This is a genomic window from Synechococcus sp. CS-197 (assembly GCF_025128215.1).
Classification (GTDB): Bacteria; Cyanobacteriota; Cyanobacteriia; order PCC-6307; family Cyanobiaceae; genus Synechococcus_C.
The window spans coordinates 19,781-45,081 of sequence record NZ_JAHLZC010000006.1; the positions used below are offsets into that span (position 1 = coordinate 19,781).

20 protein-coding genes and 2 tRNA genes are annotated in these 25,301 nt (G+C 62.3%); 10 read left to right on the forward strand and 12 right to left on the reverse strand.

The features are described from left to right. Positions 1-10: 10 nt before the first annotated feature. Positions 11-4,609: a glutamate synthase large subunit gene (gene gltB, locus KQ296_RS00910; RefSeq protein ID WP_011932308.1), complete on the forward strand. Its 4,599-nt coding sequence runs from the start codon at positions 11-13 to the stop codon at positions 4,607-4,609. Positions 4,610-4,623: 14 nt separating this feature from the next. Next, positions 4,624-4,932 carry a YciI family protein gene (locus KQ296_RS00915; protein ID WP_011932309.1) on the forward strand — a complete coding sequence of 103 codons (309 nt, stop codon included), beginning with the start codon at positions 4,624-4,626 and terminating at the stop codon, positions 4,930-4,932. Here KQ296_RS00915 and lipA read toward each other — a convergent pair. Next, positions 4,910-5,788, reverse strand: coding sequence for a lipoyl synthase (lipA, locus tag KQ296_RS00920; protein ID WP_011932310.1), 879 nt, complete (start codon positions 5,786-5,788; stop codon positions 4,910-4,912). The genes KQ296_RS00915 and lipA overlap by 23 nt on opposite strands. A gap of 18 nt (positions 5,789-5,806) precedes the next feature. Between lipA and KQ296_RS00925 the strand changes: the two genes are divergently transcribed. Further along, positions 5,807-5,880 (forward strand) — tRNA-Pro (locus KQ296_RS00925). Between the two features lie 15 nt (positions 5,881-5,895). On the opposite strand, the gene cobJ is transcribed toward KQ296_RS00925, so the two are convergent. Beyond that, the gene (gene cobJ, locus KQ296_RS00930) at positions 5,896-7,644 is read right to left on the reverse strand and encodes a precorrin-3B C(17)-methyltransferase (RefSeq protein WP_011932311.1); all 1,749 of its coding nucleotides are present in this window, start codon (positions 7,642-7,644) and stop codon (positions 5,896-5,898) included. Positions 7,645-7,764: 120 nt separating this feature from the next. Further along, a complete protein-coding gene (locus KQ296_RS00935) occupies positions 7,765-9,099 on the reverse strand; it encodes a hypothetical protein (RefSeq protein WP_011932312.1) in 1,335 nt (444 codons plus the stop codon). Between the two features lie 200 nt (positions 9,100-9,299). On the opposite strand from KQ296_RS00935, the gene KQ296_RS00940 reads away from it, so the two are divergent. From KQ296_RS00940 to psaB, 3 genes are read left to right on the forward strand one after another with little or no spacing between them, the layout of a single operon-like run. After that, positions 9,300-9,563, forward strand: a complete 264-nt coding sequence (locus KQ296_RS00940; protein ID WP_011932313.1) for a hypothetical protein — start codon at positions 9,300-9,302, stop codon at positions 9,561-9,563. Continuing rightward, the gene (gene psaA, locus KQ296_RS00945) at positions 9,514-11,817 is read left to right on the forward strand and encodes a photosystem I core protein PsaA (protein WP_011932314.1); all 2,304 of its coding nucleotides are present in this window, start codon (positions 9,514-9,516) and stop codon (positions 11,815-11,817) included. The genes KQ296_RS00940 and psaA overlap by 50 nt, the downstream gene beginning before the upstream one ends. A gap of 22 nt (positions 11,818-11,839) precedes the next feature. Continuing rightward, positions 11,840-14,056 carry a photosystem I core protein PsaB gene (psaB, locus tag KQ296_RS00950; RefSeq protein WP_011932315.1) on the forward strand — a complete coding sequence of 739 codons (2,217 nt, stop codon included), beginning with the start codon at positions 11,840-11,842 and terminating at the stop codon, positions 14,054-14,056. Between the two features lie 89 nt (positions 14,057-14,145). Here the strand turns inward: psaB and KQ296_RS00955 are convergent, their stop codons facing one another. After that, positions 14,146-15,072 (reverse strand): cupin, encoded by a 927-nt coding sequence (locus tag KQ296_RS00955; protein WP_259726295.1) that lies wholly within the window; start codon positions 15,070-15,072, stop codon positions 14,146-14,148. A gap of 155 nt (positions 15,073-15,227) precedes the next feature. Between KQ296_RS00955 and KQ296_RS00960 the strand changes: the two genes are divergently transcribed. Continuing rightward, positions 15,228-15,533 (forward strand): hypothetical protein, encoded by a 306-nt coding sequence (locus KQ296_RS00960; RefSeq protein ID WP_011932317.1) that lies wholly within the window; start codon positions 15,228-15,230, stop codon positions 15,531-15,533. Here the strand turns inward: KQ296_RS00960 and KQ296_RS00965 are convergent. The 3 genes from KQ296_RS00965 to KQ296_RS00975 all read right to left on the reverse strand — a co-directional run bounded on the left by KQ296_RS00965 (position 15,530) and on the right by KQ296_RS00975 (position 19,444). Further along, entirely contained in the window at positions 15,530-18,667 is a 3,138-nt protein-coding gene (locus tag KQ296_RS00965; RefSeq protein ID WP_011932318.1) for an efflux RND transporter permease subunit, read from the reverse strand. The genes KQ296_RS00960 and KQ296_RS00965 overlap by 4 nt on opposite strands. Before the next feature lie 110 nt (positions 18,668-18,777). Beyond that, positions 18,778-19,269 (reverse strand): photosystem I reaction center subunit XI, encoded by a 492-nt coding sequence (locus KQ296_RS00970; protein ID WP_186472597.1) that lies wholly within the window; start codon positions 19,267-19,269, stop codon positions 18,778-18,780. Positions 19,270-19,327: 58 nt separating this feature from the next. After that, positions 19,328-19,444 carry a photosystem I reaction center subunit VIII gene (locus KQ296_RS00975; RefSeq protein WP_006854791.1) on the reverse strand — a complete coding sequence of 39 codons (117 nt, stop codon included), beginning with the start codon at positions 19,442-19,444 and terminating at the stop codon, positions 19,328-19,330. 114 nt (positions 19,445-19,558) lie between these two features. Between KQ296_RS00975 and KQ296_RS00980 the strand changes: the two genes are divergently transcribed. Continuing rightward, the gene (locus tag KQ296_RS00980) at positions 19,559-20,059 is read left to right on the forward strand and encodes a hypothetical protein (protein ID WP_011932320.1); all 501 of its coding nucleotides are present in this window, start codon (positions 19,559-19,561) and stop codon (positions 20,057-20,059) included. Here the strand turns inward: KQ296_RS00980 and KQ296_RS00985 are convergent. The 3 genes from KQ296_RS00985 to KQ296_RS00995 all read right to left on the reverse strand — a co-directional run bounded on the left by KQ296_RS00985 (position 20,017) and on the right by KQ296_RS00995 (position 22,494). Beyond that, entirely contained in the window at positions 20,017-20,976 is a 960-nt protein-coding gene (locus tag KQ296_RS00985) for a glycosyltransferase family 2 protein (protein ID WP_011932321.1), read from the reverse strand. The two genes, KQ296_RS00980 and KQ296_RS00985, sit on opposite strands and share 43 nt — an antisense overlap. Positions 20,977-21,048: 72 nt before the next feature. After that, positions 21,049-21,702, reverse strand: a complete 654-nt coding sequence (locus KQ296_RS00990; RefSeq protein WP_011932322.1) for a hypothetical protein — start codon at positions 21,700-21,702, stop codon at positions 21,049-21,051. Between the two features lie 51 nt (positions 21,703-21,753). After that, positions 21,754-22,494 carry a C40 family peptidase gene (locus KQ296_RS00995; protein WP_011932323.1) on the reverse strand — a complete coding sequence of 247 codons (741 nt, stop codon included), beginning with the start codon at positions 22,492-22,494 and terminating at the stop codon, positions 21,754-21,756. 17 nt (positions 22,495-22,511) lie between these two features. On the opposite strand from KQ296_RS00995, the gene KQ296_RS01000 reads away from it, so the two are divergent. Then, positions 22,512-23,411, forward strand: coding sequence for a serine hydrolase (locus KQ296_RS01000; RefSeq protein ID WP_011932324.1), 900 nt, complete (start codon positions 22,512-22,514; stop codon positions 23,409-23,411). Positions 23,412-23,426: 15 nt separating this feature from the next. Here the strand turns inward: KQ296_RS01000 and KQ296_RS01005 are convergent. Together KQ296_RS01005 and alr are read right to left on the reverse strand one after the other, a co-directional pair. Further along, positions 23,427-23,515 (reverse strand) — tRNA-Ser (locus KQ296_RS01005). A 34-nt stretch (positions 23,516-23,549) separates the two neighbouring features. Then, positions 23,550-24,731, reverse strand: a complete 1,182-nt coding sequence (gene alr, locus KQ296_RS01010) for an alanine racemase (RefSeq protein ID WP_011932325.1) — start codon at positions 24,729-24,731, stop codon at positions 23,550-23,552. A gap of 72 nt (positions 24,732-24,803) precedes the next feature. On the opposite strand from alr, the gene KQ296_RS01015 reads away from it, so the two are divergent. Continuing rightward, a complete protein-coding gene (locus tag KQ296_RS01015; protein ID WP_011932326.1) occupies positions 24,804-25,301 on the forward strand; it encodes an HNH endonuclease in 498 nt (165 codons plus the stop codon).

The window sequence follows — 25,301 nt, forward strand, 5'->3', positions numbered from 1 at the left end:
CTTGAAGGTCATGTCTCATCCCACCGGATCCCTCTGGCCCTACAGCGACAGCGCTGCGCCTGAGGCGGTGGCTGGTGAGAAAGATGCCTGCGGGGTGGGTTTCCTGGCGCAATTGTCTGGGGAAACCAGCCACTGGGTGCTGCAGCAGGCCCTGCGCGGCCTTGGTTGCATGGAGCACCGCGGCGGCTGTGGTGGTGATGGTGATTCCGGTGATGGTGCCGGCGTGCTCTGCCAAATCCCCTGGACTTATCTGAAGGCGGTCTGGCCTGAGGCGGCCTCCGCCCGTGGTCTCGGGATGATGTTCATGCCCCAGGACCCCGAGAGGCGGGAGCTGGCGCGCCGGTTCTGCAAGGAGGAAGCCGAGGCGCTTGGCCTCACGTCCGCCGGCTGGCGGGTGGTTCCAGTGGATTCTTCCGTGCTGGGCCCCATGGCGCGGGACACCGCCCCAGTGATCGAGCAGTGGAGCCTTGCCGGCGGCCCCGATGGTGACGCCTTCGAGGCTTTGCTGCTGCGCCTGCGTCGCCGGATCGGTGCCCGTGCCCGCCAGGCCTGGGGGTTTGAGGGATCCCGTGATCTTTACGTGGCCTCATTGAGCAGCCGCACCGTTGTGTACAAGGGCATGGTGCGCTCCGAGGTGCTGGCGCAGTACTACGCCGATCTGCGCGATCCGCGCTTTGAAGTGAGCTTTGCGGTGTACCACCGCCGTTTCAGCACGAACACCCTGCCCCGCTGGCCCCTGGCTCAGCCGATGCGGTTGCTGGGTCACAACGGAGAAATCAACACGCTTCTGGGCAACCTCAACTGGGCCAAGGCCTCTGAAGCCAGCCTCGCGGACGTTTGGGGTGAAGCTGCGAATGATCTCAATCCCGTGGTGAACCCGGCGTTCAGTGATTCGGCCAACCTCGACGCCACCCTGGAGCTGATGGTGCGCAGCGGTCGCTCGATCACCGACAGCTTGATCACCCTGGTGCCCGAGGCCTTCCGCAACCAGCCGGATCTGGAGGATCGCCCTGCAGTGACGGCGATGTACGAATTCAATGCCGGCATCCAGGAGCCCTGGGATGGTCCGGCCCTGCTGGTGTTCGCCGATGGCAAACGGGTGGGTGCCACGCTTGATCGCAACGGGTTGCGCCCCGCGCGCTGGTGCACCACCGCCGACGGTTTCGTGATCATGGGATCGGAAACCGGTGTGGTGGATCTCAGCGGCAAAACCGTGGTTCAGAAGGGCCGTCTCGGCCCCGGCCAGATGGTGGCTGTGGATCTGGAGAACGGCCAGCTGCTCGACAACTGGACCGTGAAGGAGGACGCGGCTGGACGCTTCCCCTACGGCGACTGGCTGCAGCACCATCGCCGCAGTGTGGAAGCCCAACCCTGGACCCAGGACCGTCAGATCGGTGAGTTGGATCTGTTGCGGCTGCAGACCGCCATGGGCTTCACCGCCGAAGACTTCGATCTTGTGATCGAAGACATGGCCGGACTGGGTAAGGAACCCACCTACTGCATGGGAGACGACATCCCCCTGGCGGTGTTGTCGGACAAACCCCACCTGCTGTACGACTACTTCAAACAACGCTTCGCCCAGGTCACCAACCCGCCGATTGATCCCCTGCGGGAAAAGCTGGTGATGAGCCTGGAAATGCATCTGGGTGAACGCCGGCCGGCGCTGAAGCCCCAGGCCGAGGCGGCCGCCGTGATCCACCTGGACACGCCGGTTCTCAATGAAGCCGAGCTTGCGGCGATCAGCGAGCAGGGACTTCCCGTTGCCACCCTCTCCACCCACGTGGCCGTTGAGGCCTGCGCTGGTGGTTTGTCATCGGCCCTGCAAAGGCTGTGTGAATCGGCCGAGGAGGCTGTGCGCGGCGGTGCCCAGGTGTTGGTGCTCTCCGATCGTGTTGATGGCTCCGGTGCTGCTGCCCAGCTCACCGCCACCAGCGTGGCGATGCCGGCCCTCCTGGCCGTGGGGGCGGTGCATCATCACCTTCTGCGTCAGAAGCTGCGTCTGCGCTGCTCCTTGGTGATCGACACCGCCCAGTGCTGGAGCACCCACCACATGGCCTGCCTGATCGGCTATGGCGCCAGTGCGGTCTGCCCGTGGCTCACCTGGGAGACCACCCGCCATTGGCTTGCCCACCCCAAAACCCAGAAGCGGATCGAGCAGGGCAAGCTGCCCGCCCTCGATGCCGACAAGGTGCAGGCCAACGTGCGCGTTTCCCTGGAAAACGGCCTGCGCAAGATCCTCTCCAAGATCGGCATTTCGCTCCTGGCCAGCTATCACGGCGCTCAGATCTTTGAAGCGATCGGCCTCGGTGCCGATGTGATCGACACCGCCTTCAGCGGCACCACCAGCCGTGTGGCGGGCATGACCCTGGCGGAGCTGGCCAATGAAACCCTGTCACTCCATGCCAAGGCCTTCCCGGAGCTCAACCGCAGCAAGCTCGAGTTCATGGGCTTTGTGCAGTACCGCACCGGCGGCGAGTACCACCTCAACAGTCCCGATATGGCCAAGGCCCTGCATGCGGCGGTAAAGACCGGACCTGGTTACGACCATTTCTCCACTTACAAAACCCTGCTGGAGAACCGGCCGGTCACGGCGCTGCGGGATCTGCTGGAGTTCAAGCTGGCCCCAACACCGCTGCCCCTGGATCAGGTGGAGAGCGCGGAAAGCCTTTGCAAGCGTTTCTGCACGGGGGGTATGAGCCTCGGGGCGTTGTCGCGGGAAGCCCATGAGGTGCTGGCGGTGGCGATGAACCGCATCGGCGGCAAGAGCAACAGCGGCGAGGGTGGTGAGGACCCGGCCCGTTTCCAGGTTCTTCACGATGTGGATGCCGAGGGCCGCTCGCAGGCTTTCCCCAGCATCGGCGGCCTCCGGAATGGCGACACCGCCTGTTCGGCGATCAAGCAGATCGCTTCCGGGCGCTTTGGCGTGACAGCCGAATACCTGCGCAGCGGCAAGCAACTGGAGATCAAGGTGGCCCAGGGGGCCAAGCCCGGTGAGGGCGGCCAGCTGCCCGGCCCCAAGGTGGATGACTACATCGCCTGGTTGCGCAACAGCAAACCCGGTGTGGCCCTGATCTCACCGCCACCCCATCACGACATCTATTCCATCGAGGATCTGGCTCAGCTGATCCACGATCTGCACCAGGTGCACCCCAAGGCGCCGGTGAGCGTGAAGCTGGTGGCCGAGATCGGCATCGGCACGATTGCCGCCGGCGTGGCCAAGGCCAATGCCGATGTGATCCAGATCTCCGGCCACGACGGGGGTACCGGAGCCTCGCCGCTGAGTTCGATCAAGCATGCCGGCAGCCCCTGGGAGCTGGGTCTCACCGAGGTGCACCGCAGCCTTCTCGAAAATGGCCTGCGGGATCGGGTGCTGCTGCGGGCCGATGGCGGCCTCAAGACCGGCTGGGATGTGGTGATCGCAGCCCTGCTGGGCGCTGAGGAGTATGGCTTCGGCTCTGTGGCGATGATCGCCGAGGGCTGCATCATGGCCCGGGTCTGCCACACCAACAATTGCCCGGTGGGCGTGGCCACCCAAAAGGAGGCCCTGCGCAAGCGCTTCACCGGCGTGCCCGAGCACGTGGTGAATTTCTTCTGGTACGTGGCGGAAGAAGTGCGTCAGCTGCTGAGCCTGCTCGGCGTGGCCAAACTCGAAGATCTGATCGGTCGCAGCGATCTGCTTCAACCCCGTGCAGTGCAGCTGGCCAAAACCCAGGGTGTGGATCTCTCCAGTCTGCTGGCACCGATTCAGGGTTCAGAAGAGCGCTCCTGGCTGCGTCACAGCGCTGAGGCCCACGGCAATGGCCCGATTCTTGAGGATCAGCTTCTCGCCGATGCCGAGCTGATGGCGGCGGTGGAGAGCCACGGTTCCCTGAGCCGCACGATCGCGATCATCAACACCGACCGCAGTGTCGGGGCCCGTCTGGCCGGTGAGATTGCCCAACGCCACGGCAACCGCGGCTTCAAGGGCCAGCTCAACCTCACCTTCCAGGGCGCCGCCGGCCAGAGCTTCGGCGCCTTCCTGGTGCAGGGCATGAACGTGCGCCTGGAAGGGGAAGCCAACGACTACGTGGGCAAGGGCATGAACAGCGGACGCATCAGCCTGGTGCCATCCGATGGCTGCGCCAATCCCGGTGATCAGGTGATCCTCGGCAACACCTGCCTCTACGGCGCCACGGGCGGTGAGCTGTTTGCCCACGGCCGTGCTGGTGAGCGTTTCGGGGTGCGCAACAGCGGCGCTCGCACCGTGGTGGAGGGAGCTGGCGACCACTGCTGTGAGTACATGACCGGTGGTGTGGTGGTGGTGCTGGGCAGCACCGGCCGCAATGTGGGTGCCGGCATGACCGGTGGCGTCACCTTCCTGCTCGATGAGGGTGATCGCGTCACCGCCAGGGTCAATCCTGAGATCGTTGCGGTCTGCAGCCTCACCACTTCGCAGCAGGAGGAAACGCTCAAAGAGCTGTTGGAAGCCCACGTGGCGGCCACCGGCAGCAGCAAGGCCTCAGCGCTGTTGGCCGACTGGGCCGCGGCCAAGGGACGCTTCAAGGTGCTGATTCCGCCGAGTGAGCGGGCAGCCATGGGTCTGGTGGACCAGCAGGCGGTGGCGGCCTGAACAGGCCGCTCTCCATGCCCTGGTTTGTCAAACACGAAACCTTCACGGCGGATACGGCCGCTCTGCCGCTCGAGCAGCGTCGGCCTCACCTGGAGGCCCACCGGGCATGGGTGGCAAAAGAAACCCAGGCGGGCCGTCGGATCCGCAGCGGTTTCCTCGTGGATGAGCGGCGGCACCCCGGTGGCGGCGGCTTGTTGATCTTTGAGGCTGAGTCTTACGGGGAGGCGCTGGCCTGGGTGTCGCACGACCCGATGATTCAGGCCGGCTTGGTGGACTGGATCCTGCAGGAGTGGATCCCCGTCAGCGGGGATGGCTGGCCATGAGCCTCTGCACCTCGCCGGCGTGATAACTGCTGCGGGTGAGGGGGGTGCTCACCACCTGCAGAAAGCCCAGCTCCTCCTCGCCGATGCGGCGGTAGGTGTCGAATTGCTCAGGGGTCACAAAACGATCCACGGCCAGATGCTTGGGGCCTGGGGAGAGATATTGGCCGATGGTGACGATGTCCACCCGGTGGGTGCGCAGGTCGCGCAACACGTCGATCACCTCGTCGTCGTTTTCACCGAGGCCCACCATCAGGCCAGACTTGCTGTAAGCCCGTGGCCAGTCGTCCCGAACCCGCTGCAGAAGTTCCAGGGACCGTTCGTAAATGCCCTGAGGACGAGCCAGGCGGTACATCCGCGGCACCGTTTCGATGTTGTGGTTAAGCACATGGGGTGCTGCCGCCATCACTTTGGCCAGGGCGTCCCAGTTGCCGCAGAAGTCGGGAATCAGCAGCTCGATCGTGGTGAGTGGTGAGCGTTGCTTCACCTGCTCGATGCAGGCCACGAACTGGGAGGCTCCACCGTCTTGCAGGTCGTCCCGGTTCACCGAGGTGATCACCACGTGCTTCAGACCCAGACGCGCCACCGCCTCCCCGAGCCGTTCCGGTTCGGTGGGGTCGAGCTCACGGACGCTCTTGTCGAAGTCGATGTCGCAGTAAGGGCAGGCGCGGGTGCAGCCCGGGCCCATGATCAGAAAGGTGGCCGTGCCGCCGGCGAAGCACTCACCGATGTTGGGGCAACTGGCCTCCTGGCAGACCGTGTTCAACTTCAGGTCGAGCAGAAGATCGGCAACGGCACCGATCCGCTCCCGCTGCGGCGCTTTCACGCGCAACCACTCGGGTTTCAAGGCAGAGGTCATCTTCTACAGTCTGTCAATCGGGATGTAGCGCAGCTTGGTAGCGCACTTCGTTCGGGACGAAGGGGCCGCAGGTTCGAATCCTGTCATCCCGACTGCACGCGATTCCATTAGCTGAGTTCGGCGCCCGGATATCCCCTCGGGGTCACCATGCGCCCGCCTTCCATGGTGCTGCTGCTGTTGCCGATCACCAGCACTGTGAGCATGTCCACCTGGGTCACAGGCAGAGCCTTGAGGCCATGCAGGGTCACCTGTTCTTCTGTGCGGCCCAGCTGACGGGCCATCACCACGGGTGTGTGCTCGGGACGATGGCCGAGAAGAATCTCCTGGGCCCGTTGCAGCTGCCAGTCGCGGCCTTTGGATCGCGGGTTGTAAAGAGCGACGACGAAGTCGCCGGCTGCTGCGGCGTGCAGCCGTTGTTCAATCACAGGCCAGGGCGTGAGGCGATCGCTGAGGCTGATGGTGCAGAAGTCATGCATCAGCGGCGCTCCGGCCCGGGCCGCCGCCAGTTGAAGAGCGGAGAGGCCTGGATGCACCTCGAACAACGGACGTGAGCGTTCAGCCAGCGCCATCCATAGCTCGAGGGCCAGCCCGGCCATGCCGTAGATGCCGCTGTCGCCAGACGACACCAGCGCCACTCTGGCTCCCTGCTGAGCAAGGGACAGGGCCTGCTGGCAACGGTCCCGTTCGCGGGTGAGTTGACCGTCCAGCCGCACCTGGTCCTGGCGGCGCAGCGGTTCGAGCAGATCCAGGTACAACCCGTAGCCCACCCAGACCCCGCAGCGACTCAACGCGCGGCGGGCATCGGGGGTGAGCAGGCTGAGATCCCCTGGACCGCTGCCGATGAGGTGCAGTTCTCCCCGTTGCGGTGCAAAGGGCTGCGCCGCTTCGGCGATCGCCACGGTGACTGCACCCTGCTCCTCAGGCCCGGCATGGAGGATGCGTTTGCTCTGTAAGAGCTGGGCACCTTCCCCAGCGGCCAGCAGAGCCGCGGCTTCCGCAACCGATGCTGTGCCTATCTCCGCTTCGACGACGGCCGACGGTGTTGGCACCGGTACTGCCGCGAGGGCTGAGGCGCTGAAGAACCTGACTGTCCAGTCGCAGTCCTGCGCCAAGGCGAGCAAAGCGGGCTCATCGCTCTTGATCTCGATGCTGCCGAAGCCAGCAACGGCCTCGGCAGCCAGCCCTGCGCTCTCCAGTGCTTGATGAATGGCGCGTTCAATCAGGCACTGGCTCGTGTTGCGTTCGCAGCCGAGGCCCAGCCACAAGGTGGCTGGATGCCAGCGACAGGGTGCGGCGTGACTCCCAGGACCAATCGCCAGCTCGGACCTGTCATCAGGGTTTGAGGTGAATGCCAAGGTGCTGGCTGAGGCACAAGCGCGCCAGTGTTCGCTGCCGCTTTGCTGCCTCACCGCAATCGGGCTTCCCTGGGCCTGTTGGATCATCAGCCGGCGCCAGGCATCGGTCGTGCCACTGCGCCGAAACCCCCAGATTTCTCCGAAGGAATCCAGCGCAAGCCGCCCCTGCGTGGCTGCATCACCGGTGATCACTGCGGTACCCCCAAGCGATGCTGCGAGCTCCCTGGCCAACTGTTCCCCTCCGGCGCGATGCCCGCCCAGAAGAGGGACCACCTGCAGACCCTGGGTATCAAGCACCAGAACAGCCGGATCGCTCTCTTTGTCGTTGATCAGCGGGGCGATCAGTCGGGTGACGGCTCCAAGAGCTCCAACCACAATCAGGCGACCGCCCTCGCGCCAGTGTGTCTGCAAGAGCTCACTGGCGCTCGCCACCAGCACTGAATCTGGGCAGGGATCGAGGGATGCAGCGGCACTGGGGGAGAGCGCGATGCGTTCGCTCAAGCCCTGGTTTGCCAGGCGCTGAAGCAGCGGCCAGGCGCTCCGTGAGAGTCCGATGGCCAGCGTTGCAGCACCAGAGCGTGATGGGGAAGACGGGTCGTTCAGAACTGCAGCCTCGGATGGTCAGCGCTGGGTGCCATCAGCGTTCAATAGCTCCCTCGCCGATCCTCCCAGGCTGCTGGATGGTGCTGCCTGCGGAGCTTCCTGTTGCGGTGCTGGCGCAGGGGCGCTTTCGGCGCTGGGAGGTGTGTCCTCTTGGGGGGTGTCCTCTTGGGGGACTTCCTCGGGACGCGCGTCTGCGGAGGTTGGTGTCTCCGCAGCGGTGGCTTCTGGGGGGAGGACCTCCTCAGCTGGCCCTTCAATGGCCTCCTCAGTGGCCTCCTCCATGGGCTCATTCATGGGTTCGTCCAAGGGCTTCTCGAGCGCGACTGGCTCCTGCACAACCTGCGGTTCAGTGGCTGGTTCTGTGGCTGGTTCTGTGGCTGATTCCAGTTCTGGGTCTGGGGATTCGTCCGACTTGACCACGTCTCCCAGCAGTCGGGCGATCTGCGCGTCACTGAGCCGGGATTGCATCCAGATGGGGCGCGATCCCGGCTGATGGGTGATTGGCCGAAGTTGGTTATTGAACACAGGGCTCATCGGTTCACCCACGCCATCCAGGAGCTCCATCTGCACGCGCCCAGGCCCATTGCCGCCCCCCTTGATCCAGAGAGACTCCTGTCGGTCCACCAGAAAACTGTCTCCATTCACGGAGATTCGCAGCCTCCAGCGAGCGTCTCCTTCGCGCAGGTTCTGCAGCGGTGCGTTCCAAATCAGCCAATCGAGAAAAAGGGGCTCACCGCCGCCCAGGTCCGACGGACTGACCATGGCAAGCCAGGGGGCGTCAGGTGCTGGCTGCGTTCCTTCAAGACCTTGAAGCTGATCAAAACGCCATTGCAAACTGGCTCCAGGGGTTTTCACCGCTTCGCCCCAGGGCATGGCCGCATAAGCGGTGAAACGGTGGCTTCCCGCTGTGAGCGCTGGGAGTTGGATGCGCAAGCGTCCGCCCTCGGCTTCGCTGAATCGCAGTGGAGGCTGGTCATCGATCTGCAGCGCCACATGGGCTCCCAGGCCGAACTCGGGATCCTGGGCCAGGGGCCAGTCGCTCACCTGCAGCACCAGGGTTTGCTGGTTCGGCTGGAGCACCGTGCCATCGGCGGGGCTGGTGAGCTGCAACTGAGGATGATGAGCCGCCAGGGCTGTCTGAAGTTGTTGAACCGCCCCTGGAGGCGCCACTTCCTGCAGGCGTCCGCTTGGGGCAGTGGGAGCCAAGGGATCCACGGCTGACCCGGTCTCCATCGATCCCATCCGCCCCCATCCCCAGGCCGAGGCCGGCTCTGCGCTGGTGACCAGCAACACAACGCTGAGGAGAGCAGTGATCCAGCGGAGCCAGGATTGAAATCGGCCCGAAGCCGTCATGGGGACCAACTCAAGATCAGTCCATTCTGAATGCTCATGCCGGAGTCAGGAGATTCGGCGCAATTTGCATTACTTAGTGAGGCATTTTTTCGTTTGCGTGGATAATTTCTTGGGCAATTTAAAACTTTTTGTTGATAGCGGGCGTCATGAAAACGTCAGGCCCAGACAGGCGCGCGGCCGGATTGAACCTTTGTAACTCCATGGGGTCTTCTGTGCATCTGCGCCCCTATGCTTCCGCCAGCGGTCCCCTCTTTGGGGCCCAGCGCTCCAGTGGCCGACAGGGGTTTCGCTCCTGTCGCCATTGGCGCCCGGTCGTGGTGACGCTTCGCGGAGCTGCGTCCGGGGCCCCGGTGAACATCTGTTTATCGGAGGGGTGGCCCACCACCTCGATCCCGTCCCTCGAGGAACGACTCGATGACCATCAGCCCACCAGAGCGTGGGAGCACCGCGAAGACTCAGGTTGAAAAGGTTGACAATCCAGCAACCTTCGAGCTGTTCGGCAAGCCCGGACACTTCGACCGAGCTCTCGCGAAAGGTCCCAAAACCACCACTTGGGTTTGGAACCTCCACGCCAATGCTCACGATTTCGACAGCCACACGAGTGACCTTGAGGAGGTCTCTCGGAAGATCTTCAGTGCTCACTTCGGCCATCTGGCCGTGATCTTCATCTGGCTAAGCGGTGCCTTCTTCCATGGAGCCCGCTTCTCCAATTTCTCCGGTTGGCTTGCTGACCCCACCCACGTGAAGCCCAGCGCTCAGGTGGTGTGGCCAGTGTTCGGCCAGGAGATCCTCAATGGCGATATGGGTGCCGGTTTCCAGGGCATTCAGATCACCTCAGGCCTCTTCCATGTCTGGCGTGCCTGGGGCATCACCAACGAAACGCAGCTGATGTCTTTGGCCATCGGCGCTCTGGTGATGGCCGGCCTGATGCTCAATGCAGGCGTTTTCCACTATCACAAAGCAGCTCCAAAGCTGGAGTGGTTCCAGAACGTTGAGTCGATGCTCAACCACCACCTCGCTGGACTGCTCGGCCTCGGGTCACTGTCCTGGACAGGTCACCTTCTGCACGTGTCCCTGCCCACCACCAAGTTGATGGATGCCATCGACGCCGGCCAGCCGCTGGTGCTCAATGGCAAGACCATCGCTTCTGTGGCGGACATCCCCCTGCCGCACGAATTCTTCAATCAGGATTTGCTGGCGCAGCTCTATCCCGGATTCGGTGCCGGTATCGGTGCTTTCTTCTCGGGTAACTGGGCCGCCTACAGCGATTTCCTCACCTTCAAGGGTGGTCTGAATCCAGTCACCGGCAGCATGTGGATGAGCGATATCGCCCATCACCATCTGGCCATCGCGGTGCTGTTCATCGTGGCCGGTCACATGTACCGCACGAACTGGGGCATCGGTCACTCCATCAAGGAGATCCTTGAAGGCCAGAAGGGTGATCCCCTGCTGTTCCCTGCCACGAAGGGCCATGACGGCCTGTTCGAGTTCATGACCACAAGCTGGCACGCCCAGCTGGCTGTGAACCTCGCCATGCTCGGTTCCCTGAGCATCATCGTGGCCCAGCACATGTATGCGATGCCTCCATACGCCTACATGTCAATCGACTACCCGACGCAGATCGGTTTGTTCACCCATCACATGTGGATTGGTGGCTTCCTGATCGTCGGTGCGGCAGCGCACGCTGCCATCGCGATGATCCGCGATTACGACCCTGCCAAGCATGTGGACAACGTGCTCGACCGGGTGCTGAAGGCTCGTGACGCCCTGATCAGCCACCTCAACTGGGTGTGCATCTGGCTGGGCTTCCACAGCTTCGGCCTCTACATCCACAACGACACCATGCGTGCTCTGGGGCGTCCCCAGGACATGTTCAGCGACTCAGCGATTCAGCTGAAGCCTGTGTTCGCACAGTGGATTCAGGGACTGCACGCCGCTGCTGCTGGCAGCACTGCTCCCAACGCCCTTGCGGGTGTCAGCGAGGTGTTCAACGGTTCCGTCGTTGCCGTGGGTGGCAAGGTTGCAGCAGCGCCGATCCCCCTGGGCACCGCCGATTTCATGGTGCACCACATCCACGCCTTCACGATTCACGTGACGGTGTTGATCCTGCTCAAGGGTGTGCTCTACGCCCGTAATTCCCGCCTCATCCCTGATAAGGCCAATCTTGGCTTCCGTTTCCCTTGCGACGGCCCCGGCCGTGGCGGCACCTGCCAGGTGTCCGCATGGGACCACGTGTTCCTGGGTCTGTTCTGGATGTACAACTCCCTCTCCATCGTGATCTTCCACTTCTCCTGGAAGATGCAGAGCGATGTGTGGGGAACGGTGAATGCTGACGGTTCCGTTCAGCACATCACCAACGGCAATTTTGCCAACAGCGCCATCACCATCAACGGCTGGCTGCGTGACTTCCTGTGGGCTCAGGCTGCTCAGGTGATCAACAGCTACGGCTCCAACACCAGCGCCTATGGCCTGATGTTCCTTGGTGCTCACTTCGTCTGGGCCTTCAGCCTGATGTTCCTGTTCAGCGGCCGCGGCTACTGGCAAGAGCTGATCGAGTCCATTGTTTGGGCTCACAACAAGCTGAAGGTGGCCCCCGCCATCCAGCCCCGTGCGCTGTCCATCACCCAGGGCCGTGCCGTGGGTGTCGCTCATTACCTCTTGGGCGGCATTGCGACCACATGGGCCTTCTTCCACGCCCACATCCTTGTGGTCGGCTGACCTCTCCTGACCTTTCCCTCTAATGGCAACGAAATTTCCTTCGTTCAGCCAGGGTCTGGCACAGGACCCGACAACCCGCCGCATCTGGTACGGGATCGCCACGGCTCACGACTTCGAGAGCCATGACGGAATGACGGAGGAGAAGCTTTACCAAAAGCTCTTCTCCACCCATTTCGGACACCTCGCGATCATCGGCCTGTGGGTTTCGGGCAACCTGTTCCACATCGCCTGGCAGGGCAACTTCGAGCAGTGGGTCGCCGACCCTCTGCACGTGCGCCCCATCGCTCACGCAATTTGGGATCCCCACTTCGGTCAAGGCGCCATTGACGCCTTCACCCAAGCGGGTGCCTCCTCACCGGTGAACATCGCCTACTCGGGCCTGTATCACTGGTTCTACACAATCGGCATGACCACCAATGCCGAGCTGTATCAGGGTTCCATCTTCATGATGATCCTTTCGGCTTGGGCTCTGTTCGCCGGTTGGCTTCACCTCCAGCCCAAGTTCCGCCCTTCACTGGCTTGGTTCAAAAACGCGGAATCCCGCCTGAACCACCACCTGGCTGTTCTCTTCGGCTTCAGCTCCATCGCCTGGACCGGTCACCTGGTTCACGTGGCGATTCCTGAGTCCCGTGGTCAACACGTTGGTTGGGATAACTTCCTCAACGTGATGCCCCACCCCGCCGGTCTGGGACCCTTCTTCACCGGCAACTGGGGTGTGTATGCCCAGAATCCCGACACCATGGGCCAGGTGTTCGGATCTGCAGAGGGATCCGGCACCGCGATCCTGACGTTCCTGGGTGGCTTCCACCCTCAAACTGAGGCTCTCTGGCTCACCGACATCGCCCATCACCATCTGGCCATCGGCGTGATCTTCGTGATCGCCGGCCACATGTACCGGACGAATTTCGGGATCGGACATTCCATCCGCGAGATCCTCGAAGCCCATAACCCCCCTCAGGGCACACCTGGAGACCTGGGCGCAGGCCACAAGGGTCTTTACGACACCATCAACAACAGCCTGCACTTCCAGCTCGGTCTGGCCCTCGCATCCCTGGGCGTTGTCACCTCCCTGGTGGCTCAGCACATGTATGCGATGCCGTCCTACGCCTTCATCGCGAAGGACTACACAACCCAGGCTGCGCTCTACACCCACCACCAGTACATCGCCATCTTCCTGATGTGCGGTGCCTTCGCTCACGGTGCGATCTTCTTCATCCGTGACTACGACCCCGAAGCCAACAAGGACAATGTCCTGGCTCGGATGCTCGAGCACAAGGAAGCGATCATCAGTCACCTGAGCTGGGTCTCCCTCTTCCTCGGTTTCCATACCCTCGGCCTCTACGTTCACAACGACGTGGTCGTGGCTTTCGGGACCCCCGAGAAGCAGATCCTGGTTGAGCCCGTCTTCGCTCAGTTCGTTCAGGCTGCGTCGGGTAAGGCGATCTACGGCTTCGACGTTCTGCTCGCCAATACCGGTGGTGTGGCCGCCAATGCCAACGCTGCCTACATGGGCGGTTGGATGGATGCCATCAACGGTGTACGCGGCAGCAACGACCTGTTCCTGCCCATCGGCCCTGGTGACTTCCTTGTTCACCACGCCATCGCTCTGGGACTGCACACCACCACCCTGATCCTTGTGAAGGGTGCGCTGGATGCCCGTGGTTCCAAGCTGATGCCCGACAAGAAGGACTTCGGCTACTCCTTCCCCTGCGACGGCCCCGGCCGTGGCGGCACCTGCGACATCTCCGCTTGGGACGCCTTCTATCTGGCCGTCTTCTGGGCTTTGAACACCGTGGGTTGGGTCACCTTCTACTGGCATTGGAAGCACCTCGCCATCTGGCAGGGCAACGTGGCTCAGTTCAACGAATCCAGCACCTATCTCATGGGCTGGTTCCGCGACTATCTGTGGCTTAATTCCTCCCAGCTGATCAACGGTTACAACCCGTTCGGCAGCAACAACCTCGCCGTCTGGGCCTGGATGTTCCTGTTCGGTCACCTGGTGTGGGCCACCGGTTTCATGTTCCTGATCTCCTGGCGTGGTTACTGGCAAGAGCTGATCGAGACCATCGTCTGGGCTCACCAGCGCACCCCTCTGGCCAACCTCGTCGGCTGGCGCGACAAGCCTGTGGCTCTGTCCATCGTTCAGGCCCGTGTTGTGGGACTCGCCCACTTCACGATCGGGTACATCCTCACGTACGCCGCATTCCTGATCGCTTCGACCTCTGGCAAGTTCGGTTGATCGCTTGATTCAACGAACCTGCATCTGACGTCAGCAGTCGTTCCTCCTCTGTCCCGTCCGGTTGTCCGGACGGGATTTTTTTATGGCAACTAGCCGCTGAAGCGGATGTCGAGCGTGCGCAAGTAGGTGTGCAGGCCAGCATCTTGAATCGGCAGAACGTACGCGTCCGCGCCGGATTCGTTGCGATGGGAATGCCAGTAGCCAGGCGGGGTGACGAAAGCTGCACCCGGGGCCCAGTCTTCCCGGTGTGGGTTGATGATCCGCCCCTGATCATTGAGCTGCGTGCCAATCAGGGTGTAACAGCCTGGTTCGCAGGCCACAGCGAAGTCCAAGGCGATGGATTGATGGCGGTGGGGCATCTGCTCCTGGTGGGCCGGAAGAATGCCGAGCATGGCCCAGAGGGTGTGGCTCACGGTGCGTGACTGGGGAAAGGCGCTGTTGCCCAGGAGCACACTCACTCGGTTGGCCTTCGAACCCACGGCGCTGCTCGCGATCTCAGAGAGTTTCCGCTGACTGTCGCGATGGCTGTAGAAGGTGGGTTCAAAACGGGCTTGGCTTGGTGCGACTCCCAAATGCCTCAACAGCGGCGCGTCGTGCACCCAGTAGATGGCCGCCTTGTCTGCACTGGTGTGAATAGCGTCGCCGCCGGCCGGTAGAACGAGCATGTCGCCCTTGCTCCAGGCGAAGCGTTGACCGCAGGCAGCCGTTTCGCCATGACCCTCGGCCACGAAGAACAGCTGGCTGGTGGCCACTGCTGCTGTACGCAACTCCTCCTGATCCAGACGCACGAAGTTGGCGCAGAGTGAGGGGCCTGTAGCTGGCCCTGCGCAGCCCAGTTCCGCACTCAGATCCAGAGGCAGCACTGCGCTGCCAGGTTCCTCAAAGAAGCTGGGCGAAAAGCTCCGATATGGCACGAGCTCGGTCAGGCCGCTGCGAATCGGATTGGCCGCTTCCCCGTAGGAGAAGTATTGGGCCTGCTCCGAGGACAGGCTTTGTGTGGTTGCACTGCTCACCATGCGCCCATCACCTCAGTCTTAAAAAGAGACCCACCTTACGAATCGACGCTTTGGGCTTCGGTATGCACCGCGTCATGTTTTCGCTGAGGCTCAGTCACCTTTCCGCGGCTCTTGGACGCTGAACTAGGTCATCTCCGCCGTACACCTGGCTCACCATGCCGACGTTGCCTCCCCGTCTCGAACTTGTGTTGCTTCTTTCCGCGGCAGCGACCGGTTACAACCTCACGATGCAGATCCTGCCCGGTCAGCGCATCGACCTGGCGCAGTTCGATGCTGAGGAGCGTGTTCAGGCTTCGGAGACTTTGTCTTCGTCCGACGCTGTCTCGGTTTCAAACTCCCCGCTGCCCATCAGTCCTGCACCAGCGGCGGTGATGGAGGTGGCTGTTGTGACCGCCGGGGGGACCTGTGCCATTCCGCCCATGGGTGGTCCCGTCCTGAATGAACGGTTTGAACCCTGTTAACCATCCAGCTCCGGCATCGCTGGCCCCACGCCGCGCCAGCGTTTGAGCTGGAGATAGATCGCTGGAATCACAAACAAGGACAGCAGTGTGGACACCAACAATCCACTGAAGACGACCGTACCGATGCTGATCCGGCTGGCTGATCCGCTGCCGCTGGCCAGAAGCAGGGGCAGGAAACCCGCCAGCGAAGTGACCGCGGTGAGCAGGATCGGTCGCATTCGGTTGATGGCGGCTTCCTCGATGGCATCGAAGAGAGGGATGCCTTGCTCGAGGCGCTGATTGGCGAATTCCACGATCAGGATCCCGTTCTTGGCGGCCAGGCTCACCAAAACGAGAAGGCCCATTTGGGCATAAACGTCCAGAGTGAGGCCTCGGAGTTTCAAGCCGATCAAGGCCCCGAGCAGGGCCATGGGCACGGTGAGCAGGATGATCAGAGGGTCGAGGAAACTTTCATAGAGCCCGGCCAACAGCAGGTAAACCACCGTGAGGCCGAGAGCAAACAGCACCCAGCTCACGGATTCAGCCCGGGTCTCTTCTTTGGCCAATCCGGTGAAGGTGAGGGCCAGATTGGATCCGCCGGTGCGATCGCTCAGGGCTTGGAGTAAATCGATGGCTTGTCCGCTGCTCACAGCATCGGTCGGCACAGCAATGATGCTGATTGAGCGGTTTTGGTTGTAGTGGGTAATGCTGTTGGCCCCCGAATCCCGTTTCAGGCGCGCAACATTGGCCACTGAGACCAGTTCGCCGCTGCGATTGCGCACCATCAGGCTTGTTAGGTCATCGGGAGTGCTGCGATCGGATCCCTCAAGCTGAACGTAGATGCTGCGGATCTGCCCGCCTTCGAAGGTGTCATCGATGTAGCGACCACCGATGGCCGTGCCGATGTCACGAAGGGTTGGTCCCACTGGCAGGTCAAGGGCTGCCATCTGGGTTCTGTCGATCTCCAGTCGCCATCGAGGTGAACTGGCATCAAAGCGGGTGCTCACCCGCTGAAAGCGGCCGGAGCCCTGTGCGGCTCGAATGAAACGCTGCGCCTGGGTTTCGAACTCCTGAAGACTCAGTTGGCCGCCACTGCGGTCCAACAGTTGCATTTGCAGGCCCGATTCACTGCTGAATCCCCGCACTGTGGGAGGCGTGGTGACAATCACCCTTGCATCTGTAATTTGTCGCTGAAGAGCCTTGTTCAGCCGTTTCTTCACGGCTTCGCTGCTGTTCTCGCGCCCCGATCGCTCCTTCAGGGGGGCTAAACGCAAGTAAAAGGCGCCCCTGTCTTCTCCACTCTGGCCGAACGAACGGCCCGCATAGAAGTTGCCGCTGCGGATCAACGGTTCCTCCGCGATCACCTGACGGATCCGTTCCATCACCGCCTCGGTGCGCTCGAGGCTGGCTCCCTCCGGCAGGGTGAAATACCCCCGCACTTGTCCCTGATCTTCATCGGGGATGAAGGAGGTGGGAATCGTTGCCAGGCCGATCCCCGTCAGCATCAGACCCGTCAAAATCAGACCGAGAACGATGCGACCGCGAGGGAGCCAGAGCGCCAGGGCTTGGCCATACCAGCTCTGCAGACGCCGCATCCCCTGGCGCAGCCTCTGGCTGATGCGTTTCACAGGCCCGGGTAAGCGCCCGCTTCCTGAACTGAGAACCCGGGCACAGGCCATCGGGGTGAAGGTGAGGGCGTTGAAGGTGGAAAACAGGATGGCTCCACTGATGGCCAGTGCAATCGGTTGGTAAAGGCGTCCGATGGATCCTGGGATGAGCAGCACCGGCAGGAACACGGCAGCCAAGACGAGTGAGGTCGCCACCACCGCGCCAGCCAGCTCGGCCATGGCGTCTTCAGCGGCACCCTGAGGTTCAGCGCCGTCTTCGATTCGCCCGGCGATGTCTTCGCTCACCACGATGGCGTCGTCGACCACGATTCCGGTGGCGAGCACCAATCCGAACAGAATCAGACTGTTGAGATTCGAGCCGCTGAGCCGCACCACAACGAGGCTGCCGATCAAGGCGACAGGGACGGCGATGCCAGGAATCAGCGCCAGTCGCCAGCGCCCGAGGAACAGCACCAGCACCACCAGCACGAGCACCACCGCATCGCGCAATGTTCCTGTGGTGCGATCCAGGTTGGCCTGCACCGTTTCAGCGACATCCACAATCACCTGCATGCTCAGGCTGGGAGGAAAACTGCTTTCCAGGCGCTTGAGCGCTTCCATCACCGCGCCACTCACTTCGAGGGCGTTGGCACCGTCTCGCTGGAAAATGCCTACTGCGACAGAGCTGTTCCCCTCAAGGTTCAGGGTGCTGCTGCCGTAACTGCGCTGGCCGAGTTGGACTCGTCCAACATCCTTCAAGCGCACGAGACCACCTGCCTCCGTGCGCTTCACTACCATGGCTTCGAAGTCAGCTCGATTGCGCAGACGTCCTTCTGCATCGATGGGAAGGCTGAACAGTTGTCCGGCGGGTGCTGGGGCTTCTCCCAGGCTTCCCACTGCCGCGAGAACGTTCTGCTCGGCCAGCGCTGCGGTGACGTCGTTGGTGGAGAGGTTGAACTGCTCTAGGCGGTTGGGATCAAGCCAGAGTCGGAAGGCCAGCTCGCTGCTCCCGAACACGCGAATGTCTCCCACGCCCGGCACAGCCCTGAGCGCTTCCCGTAGGTTCTGATCCAGCCAGCCGCCGATGAAAATGGGTTCGTAAAGGCCTGGCGGAGCGCTGAACCCCAGGATCAACAGCAGGTCATCGGTGGATCGGTTCACGTTCAGGCCCTGGCGCGTCACGGCCTGGGGAAGCCGGCGGCTGGCCAGATTCACCTCGTTCTGAACCTTGATCGCGTTCAGTTCGGGATCCCCTGATTGGAAGCGGAGGCTGAGGCTGGCGCCGCCCTGACGGCTGCTGGACGTCATGCTCTCCAGTCCTTCCAGCCCATTGAGCTGTTTCTCAAGAACGGCTGTGACGCTTTGCTCCACCACCTCTGGGCTTGCAGCCGGGAAGGTGGCGCTCACGCTGACGCGTGTTGGGGCCAGTTGGGGAAGGTCTTCCAGTCCGAGTCCTACCAAGGCCACGGTCCCTGCCAGCAGCACGAGCAGGCTGCAGACGATGGTGAAAACAGGCCGCCGCAGAAACGGCTGGGAAATGGACCGCAAGGCCGCAGTGGCTCAGGAGCGCCAAGATCCTGACAGCAGAAAGCCCCGAATGCGCCATTCAGGAGCATTCGGGGCTTGATGGTGTTGAAAGAAGGTCCGGTGCAACCGGATCAGTTCACACTCCAAACACCGCCGGCGATATTCACGAGAGGGGCGACGAGCGCGGTGCCGGTGAGGAACCAGGCGAATGCAGCGCCACCACAGCCTCCCAGCCAGAAGCCACTGGCAAACTCAGCCCAACCAGCTTTGGTGAACAGGTCGGCGGGAGGATTGTCGATTGTGGCGTCAGCAGGCTGCACGTTGGGGCCATTGCCTGCGGTTCCGTAGATGGAGAGACACACCGTCAGGATGGAAACCAGGCCAATGGTGGCCAGCAATCCAGCGGTGGTGGAGTATTCGGTGAGTCGCAGGGGGCCGCAGATCGTGAACGGGCCGTACAGGAAAAAGCCATGAGCCATGCCCACTTCCAAGCCACGACGGTTGGGAGAGAGGGCTGGTCTGTAGGCAGGAAGTGCGTTGAGGAAGGCCTTGGTGAAATAACTGCTGTTCACCGGAGTGGCCAGGTTGCCGACGGTGGGGTCGGCCACGGGGGTCACGGTCATGGAATGGAAAGCGATTGAGGTGCGGAGCGCTGAAGCGGTCTGAAGGGCACGCGGCCGATCAATCAGTGGCTTCGATCACGTTGAAAAGCAGAGCCATGGCCACAGCTGGGCCCATGATCCCCACGAGGGGAACGAACACTGAGGGCATCCAGGCAGCGACAAATTCTCCGGTCATGGCAGCGGCCAAAAGGTCCGCCAGTACTGTAGTGAGCGCCTTTCTTTCGGTCTCGTGCCGATGGCATCGGCGACATAAAAGTTCAATCCACACGGCGTCCGTCGCTCAAGCTCCATGACTCAGCTCCTCGCCGGTAGTGCAGCGTTCGTGCTGGTGGCTGTGCTCTGGCTGCTTGGACGTCGTCCGAGCAAAACGTTGCTGCGCAGCACCGACGCGGGCTCAGTGGCTGCGATCAACAGGGCCCAGCTCGGCCTTGTGCAAAGCGATGACTCAGCCTTGCCTGAGTCTTCCCTCGACGCCACGGCCGAAATTTCGGAGGCTGCTCCAGCTCCGGTGTTTTCACGGCCAGTGGGAACAGCTGCGCGCCTCGCTCTGACGAAGGAGCTGTGCCGGGCCATGGATCAGGGCGGGCCGGACGAGCGTTTGCTCGCCGTTGAACGTGCAGGGCTCTGGGGACATCGCTCCGTTTTGTCTGTGCTTCGCCGGGGCCTGCGCGATTCGGATCGGCGCGTTGTTTTAGCCGCCGCCGCCGGTCTCGAGCGCCAGCGTGGTGCAACCCGTCCGAGCCCGTCTCAGCAGGCCCGCCCTCCGCGCAATGTGGCCCGTATGCGGTAAATCGGCCTCCCCTGGCTTTCGTGATACGTGCGAATCAGCAGTTCTGCCAGTAGCCCGAAGCAGAACAGCTGGATGCCGGCCAACCCGAGCACCACCGCCAGGATCAGCAAGGGTCGTGTGCCGATGTCGTCACCCATCAGCTTGATCGCCAGCAGGTAGGAGCTGGCAATCAGGCTGAGGAGAATGGCGATCAGACCACCAAAGCCGAAGACATACATCGGGCGCGTCAGAAACCGCTTCATGAACCACACCGTGAGCAGGTCCATGAGCACTCGGAAGGTGCGGTCAATGCCGTATTTGCTTGTGCCGTACTGGCGGGCCCGGTGGTTCACCTTCACTTCGGTGATGCGTGCCCCTTCGATGAAGGCCAGTGCCGGCAGGAACCTGTGCAGCTCCCCGTACAGACGCATGTCGGCGAGCACATCGCGGTCGTAGGCCTTGAGTGAACAGCCGTAGTCATGCAGGCGCACACCCGTGACGCGCCCGATGATCCGGTTGGCAATGCGGGACGGAAGCTTGCGTTGCAGTTCGGCATCCTGGCGGTCGTGACGCCAGCCACTCACCAGGTCGAAGCCCTCGCGTTGCTTGGCAAGCAGGAGGGGAATATCAGCGGGATCGTTCTGAAGATCGCCATCGAGGCTCACGATCACCTTGCCTTGCGCCACGTCGAAACCCGCGGCCATCGCTGCCGTCTGGCCGTAGTTCTTGCGCAGAAGTACGCCCACCAGCTCCGGCACGTCCGCGCTGATCCGTTCCAGAACAGCAGCCGTTGCATCGGTCGACCCATCGTTGACCAACACCAGTTCAAAGTGTTCACCGGTCGGACGCAGTGCGCTGAGGAGCTGCTCAACCAGTTCCGGCAGGCTCTCCTCCTCGTTGTAGAGCGGCACCACGACCGAGAGGTCAAGCCCTGCCATGGGGATCAAGCGCATATCGCAGCAACTTAATCGGCGCTTGGATCGCCGTAGCCTGTGGCCCTAGGCCTGGGATTACCAGGACCGATAACGGCGGTAGATCGTTCGTGTCCCGAGTTGAACCGTTTTGCCGTTGGGACAGACCCCTTCGCGCGTCACCTTGTAGTACCCGGCCCGGCATTGACTGAGAGGAGTTCGGGAATAGGAATACTTCTCCCCAGGGCAGTAGGCGTCTTCATTGATCGAGCGGAAATCCCTGTAGCGCTCACGATCGTCTGTGTTCACCATCAGCACGGCCTGTCCTGCTGCAGGACTCCCTTCTGAACTGGCACCTGTCACCTTCCAGCGAAACCTGTTCTCTCCCGGACGTACGGACAGGAAACTGCCGTGTTGACGCGTGCCAAGACTGATGGAAAAGCTTTCAGAGCTTCTGCGTCCTTCACCGTATTCCCTATTGGTGAAGCCACCCGTGCGTCGATTGCGGATCACGATTCGCTGCTTCGCCGCTGGCGGGGTCGATGCCAGAAAGCGGATGCCCTTGATCGGTGTCACGCTCTCCCCCGGGCAATCCCCCCTGTAAATCGTGCGCACGAGCGTGAGCTCCTCAACGGGCTGGCTGCCCTGGAGAAACTCGCCGCTGGAGCCATCCGTGCTGAAAGGGTTGCGCTCAGGCGTTCCTGGATCCCATTGCGCGATCAGGGTGCCGGCCAGCAGGGAAAGGGGGTCCATCGCTTGGGGTCAAGGACTGTCATTTTGCTGTTTGGCAACCCCTGCCGCTGATCAGGGCAGGGTGGTGCCGTCATGACATCGCATGATCCGACCAGCCCCCCGTAGTTCGGCTCTGTAATGGCTGGCCACAGGGTGTCGGTCGCTGGGATGGAGGCTGTCGATGCCGATGCCATTGCGTCCATGCTCCCGCCCTGAACTGTGCATGTAGCGGCCGCGCTCGAGGTGAATCGCCACGTGCGTACAACGTTGCGGTCGCCCGAAAAAGATCAGATCACCCGGTCGCAGCAGTTGGTCATTCCCTGGCCGAACAGCGACGGGTTCGCAGAAGCGTTCCTGTTGATAAGCGTCTCTGGGAAGCCAGATGCCGGCACTGGCGAAGGCACACTGCACCAGCCCCGAACAGTCGAGATCAGGGCCCAGCGTTCCGCCCCAGAGGTAGTCATTCGGGCGGGCGGCGGCAACCTTGAGCCATGCGAGCACTGCAGGAATCCGCGCCGCGATGGCGTCACTGCTCATCAGTCGAGGCCGGGGAGGCGTCGTTGTGCGCGCCTGTCCGGCGAGATCGGCCACGTTCAGCCAGCAGGGGTAGCCGTCCTCGAGCAATTGCACGCGGATGCGGGTGGTGCCGAGCTTGTTCACAGGGGTGATCACGCGGAAGCAGCGGCCCGCCGCTGCCTGGGTTGCCAGACCTTCCCCGCGGCTACGGGCGTACCCGTTGAGGTCTTTGAGGAGTTGCCAGCAGCTCCCGGGAGTGATCAGATCTGGAGTCAACGGAGTGCCTAGGGTCGGCATTGACTGAAGCCAGTGCCATGGCGTTCTACCGCCCCGAGCCGACGATGCAGGAGCATTTAGCTGCTCTGATCGATCGGCTCGCCGCCGATGGACGACCGGGGCTGCATGAGCGAATGGCTGTGACCTGGGTGCGATACGACCAGGCATCGCCAGCGACGGGGAGCGGCTCTGGAGCGTCTTGGGCGGATCAGAAGCTCATGTATCCCGCCAGCGTGGTGAAGCTGATTTATGCGGTGGCCTCAGAACACTGGCTGGAAAGGGATGTGCTTCCAGACAGTGAGGAATTGCGTCGCGCTTTGCTCGACATGCTGGCTGACTCCAGCAACGATGCCACTGGATTGATTGTGGACTTACTGACCGGCACCACCAGCGGACCCGCCTTGCGTTCTCCAGCCTGGGAGCAGTGGCAGCATCAGCGCCTGGTTGTGAACCGGTGGCTCAGGGATTTTGGATGGCCCGAGCTGGAGCGGGTGAACTGTTGCCAGAAAACCTGGGGAGAGGGGCCCTATGGCCGCGAGAAGGCGTTTTATGGAGAGACCAATGCCAATCGCAACGCCTTGAGCACGGCAGCGGTAGCACGCATGCTGGAAGCGGTGATGACGGATGGTGTGCTGTCGCCACCGGCTTGTCAGCGACTGCGCACCCGCCTGCTCCGCTCTCTGGATCAGAAGGTGAGGGCGGCAGACCCGGAAAATCAGGTGGACGGATTTCTCGGTGCCGGTTTGCCTGCAGGCAGCACCCTTTGGAGCAAGGCCGGTTGGATGAGCCAAGCGCGCCACGATGCCGCCTGGTGGGCGTTCGGTGATGAAGCCCCACACCTGTTGGTGGTGTTCACCGAAGGTGCTGAGTTGGCGAATGATGCGTCTTTGCTGCCCGCAATGGCCAGCGATCTGGCGCGTTTCGCGACCAGCGACTGATCCGATTCAATTCAACGGAGAGGGAGGGATTCGAACCCTCGACAGAAGTTGCCTCCTGTAACTCCTTAGCAGGGAGCCGCTTTCAACCACTCAGCCACCTCTCCAGCGGCCCGCCCACCCTATCAAGAGGTCGACCCCTCAGACCACCAGGCGGGGCAGCCGATGCTTGAAGCTGCAGAGCACTTCCCAGGGGATCGAATCGGACAGCTCGGCCCAGTCCTGGGGATGAATCACCGCGTCACCGTCCGAACCGAGCAGGGTGACCACATCACCCACATCCAAGGTTGGGTGGTCGGTGGCGTCCACCATCAGTTGGTCCATGGTGATTGCCCCCACCTGCGGAAGGCGTCGGCCGGCGTGGAGCACTGCAATCTGCCCTGAGAGACAGCGGCTCACACCATCGGCGTAGCCGATGCCCACCACGGCCAGTCGGCTGGGACGGCTGGTGACGAAACGGTGCCCGTAACTCACGCCCACTCCCGCAGGCACATCGCGGATCAGGCTCACGCGCGCCTTCACCCCCATGGCCGGTTCCAACGGCACGGTCTGGTTCAGGTGCTCGCTGGGTGCATGGCCGTAGAGCGCTAGCCCCACACGCACCTGGTCGTGGTGAAGGGAACGATCGCGAAGCGTCCCTGCTGAATTGGCGAGATGGAATTGGAGGTTGTCGCTGCGATGGGCGCGCGTGACGGCCTCAAAGCGCTCCTGTTGCAAGCGGGTGATGCGCTCTGCATCCCCCGAGGGTCCGCCATCGGCTAGGGCCAAGTGGCTATACACGCCACGGAGAATCAGCTGGTCAAGTTGCTGGATCGCCTGGGTGAGACGGCTGCCGTCCTGCCAATCGCATCCGAGGCGAGTCATGCCGGTGTCGAGCTTGAGCTGAACGGCGAAGCGTCGACCACTGCCACTGGCCAGGTTTTGGCAGAGCAGAGCTTCACGCATGCTGCTCAGCGTGGGCATCAGCTGCCAGTGCAGGCAAGCCCGCAGATCCTCCACCTGAATCAGATTGCCGAGGACCAGCACAGGAAGTTCGAGCCCTGCGCGGCGCAGCTCAATTCCTTCTTGAAGAGTGGCCACGCCAAGGCTGGTGGCGCCTCCACAAATGGCGGCTCTGGCGACGGTCTCAGCACCGTGTCCGTAGCCGTCGGCTTTGACGACGGCCATCAGGGCACAGCCGGGGGCCAGAAGTTGTCTCAGCGCGCGGGCATTGCTTTCAACAGCCTGAGCGGAGACCTCCATCCAAGCCCGCTGACGGGGGTCGCTCCCGTTCTGGTGCTCGAGCCCTGCAGATTGTGGGTTGTCGACGAACAGGTCGGACATGGCTCGAGGTAGTGAGGGTCACAAAGCGTTGGTTGTGACCCCGATAGCATGACGTTTAATCTGGGAGCTGGCATGAGCCAGGTTCTCGTTCTCAATGCGTCATACGAGCCCCTGAATATCACCACCTGGCGTCGGGCTCTGGTGATGATGCTGAAGGGAAAGGCCGAGAGCCTTGAACACGACCCAGAACGGCTTGTGCGCCGTGACCTGCATGTCCCGACCGTGATCCGGTTGCGCCAATTCGTGCGCGTTCCCTTCCGTCAGGTCCCTTTGACGCGTCGCAATGTGTTCCAGAGAGACAATCACACCTGTCAGTACTGCGGTGCCAAGGAAAATCTCTCGATCGACCATGTGATGCCGCGCAGTCGTGGCGGTGGCGACAGCTGGGACAACGTCACAACAGCTTGCATGCGCTGCAATGTGCGCAAGGGAAATCGCACGCCCCAGGAGGCGGCCATGCCATTACGGAGAGTGCCAAGACGACCACTCAGCAGTCTCAGCTTTGATGCCGTGCGTCAGATCGATTCTGGTCGGCACACTGAGTGGGCCAAATATGTGATCGGCGCCTAA

Excerpts from the sequence above, each read along its gene's own strand:
- KQ296_RS00955 (WP_259726295.1), bottom strand. The coding sequence starts at position 15,072 with ATGGTGAGCAGTGCAACCACACAAAGCCTGTCCTCGGAGCAGGCCCAA.
- KQ296_RS00970 (WP_186472597.1), bottom strand. The coding sequence starts at position 19,269 with ATGACCGTGACCCCCGTGGCCGACCCCACCGTCGGCAACCTGGCCACT.
- alr (WP_011932325.1), bottom strand. The coding sequence starts at position 24,731 with ATGTCCGACCTGTTCGTCGACAACCCACAATCTGCAGGGCTCGAGCAC.
- KQ296_RS00935 (WP_011932312.1), bottom strand. The coding sequence starts at position 9,099 with ATGACGGCTTCGGGCCGATTTCAATCCTGGCTCCGCTGGATCACTGCT.
- KQ296_RS01015 (WP_011932326.1), top strand. The coding sequence starts at position 24,804 with ATGAGCCAGGTTCTCGTTCTCAATGCGTCATACGAGCCCCTGAATATC.
- lipA (WP_011932310.1), bottom strand. The coding sequence starts at position 5,788 with ATGACCTCTGCCTTGAAACCCGAGTGGTTGCGCGTGAAAGCGCCGCAG.
- psaA (WP_011932314.1), top strand. The coding sequence starts at position 9,514 with ATGACCATCAGCCCACCAGAGCGTGGGAGCACCGCGAAGACTCAGGTT.
- KQ296_RS00915 (WP_011932309.1), top strand. The coding sequence starts at position 4,624 with ATGCCCTGGTTTGTCAAACACGAAACCTTCACGGCGGATACGGCCGCT.
- KQ296_RS01000 (WP_011932324.1), top strand. The coding sequence starts at position 22,512 with ATGGCGTTCTACCGCCCCGAGCCGACGATGCAGGAGCATTTAGCTGCT.
- gltB (WP_011932308.1), top strand. The coding sequence starts at position 11 with ATGTCTCATCCCACCGGATCCCTCTGGCCCTACAGCGACAGCGCTGCG.
- psaB (WP_011932315.1), top strand. The coding sequence starts at position 11,840 with ATGGCAACGAAATTTCCTTCGTTCAGCCAGGGTCTGGCACAGGACCCG.
- KQ296_RS00995 (WP_011932323.1), bottom strand. The coding sequence starts at position 22,494 with ATGCCGACCCTAGGCACTCCGTTGACTCCAGATCTGATCACTCCCGGG.
- KQ296_RS00960 (WP_011932317.1), top strand. The coding sequence starts at position 15,228 with ATGCCGACGTTGCCTCCCCGTCTCGAACTTGTGTTGCTTCTTTCCGCG.
- KQ296_RS00985 (WP_011932321.1), bottom strand. The coding sequence starts at position 20,976 with ATGGCAGGGCTTGACCTCTCGGTCGTGGTGCCGCTCTACAACGAGGAG.
- KQ296_RS00980 (WP_011932320.1), top strand. The coding sequence starts at position 19,559 with ATGACTCAGCTCCTCGCCGGTAGTGCAGCGTTCGTGCTGGTGGCTGTG.
- KQ296_RS00975 (WP_006854791.1), bottom strand. The coding sequence starts at position 19,444 with ATGACCGGAGAATTTGTCGCTGCCTGGATGCCCTCAGTGTTCGTTCCC.
- KQ296_RS00940 (WP_011932313.1), top strand. The coding sequence starts at position 9,300 with ATGGGGTCTTCTGTGCATCTGCGCCCCTATGCTTCCGCCAGCGGTCCC.
- KQ296_RS00990 (WP_011932322.1), bottom strand. The coding sequence starts at position 21,702 with ATGGACCCCCTTTCCCTGCTGGCCGGCACCCTGATCGCGCAATGGGAT.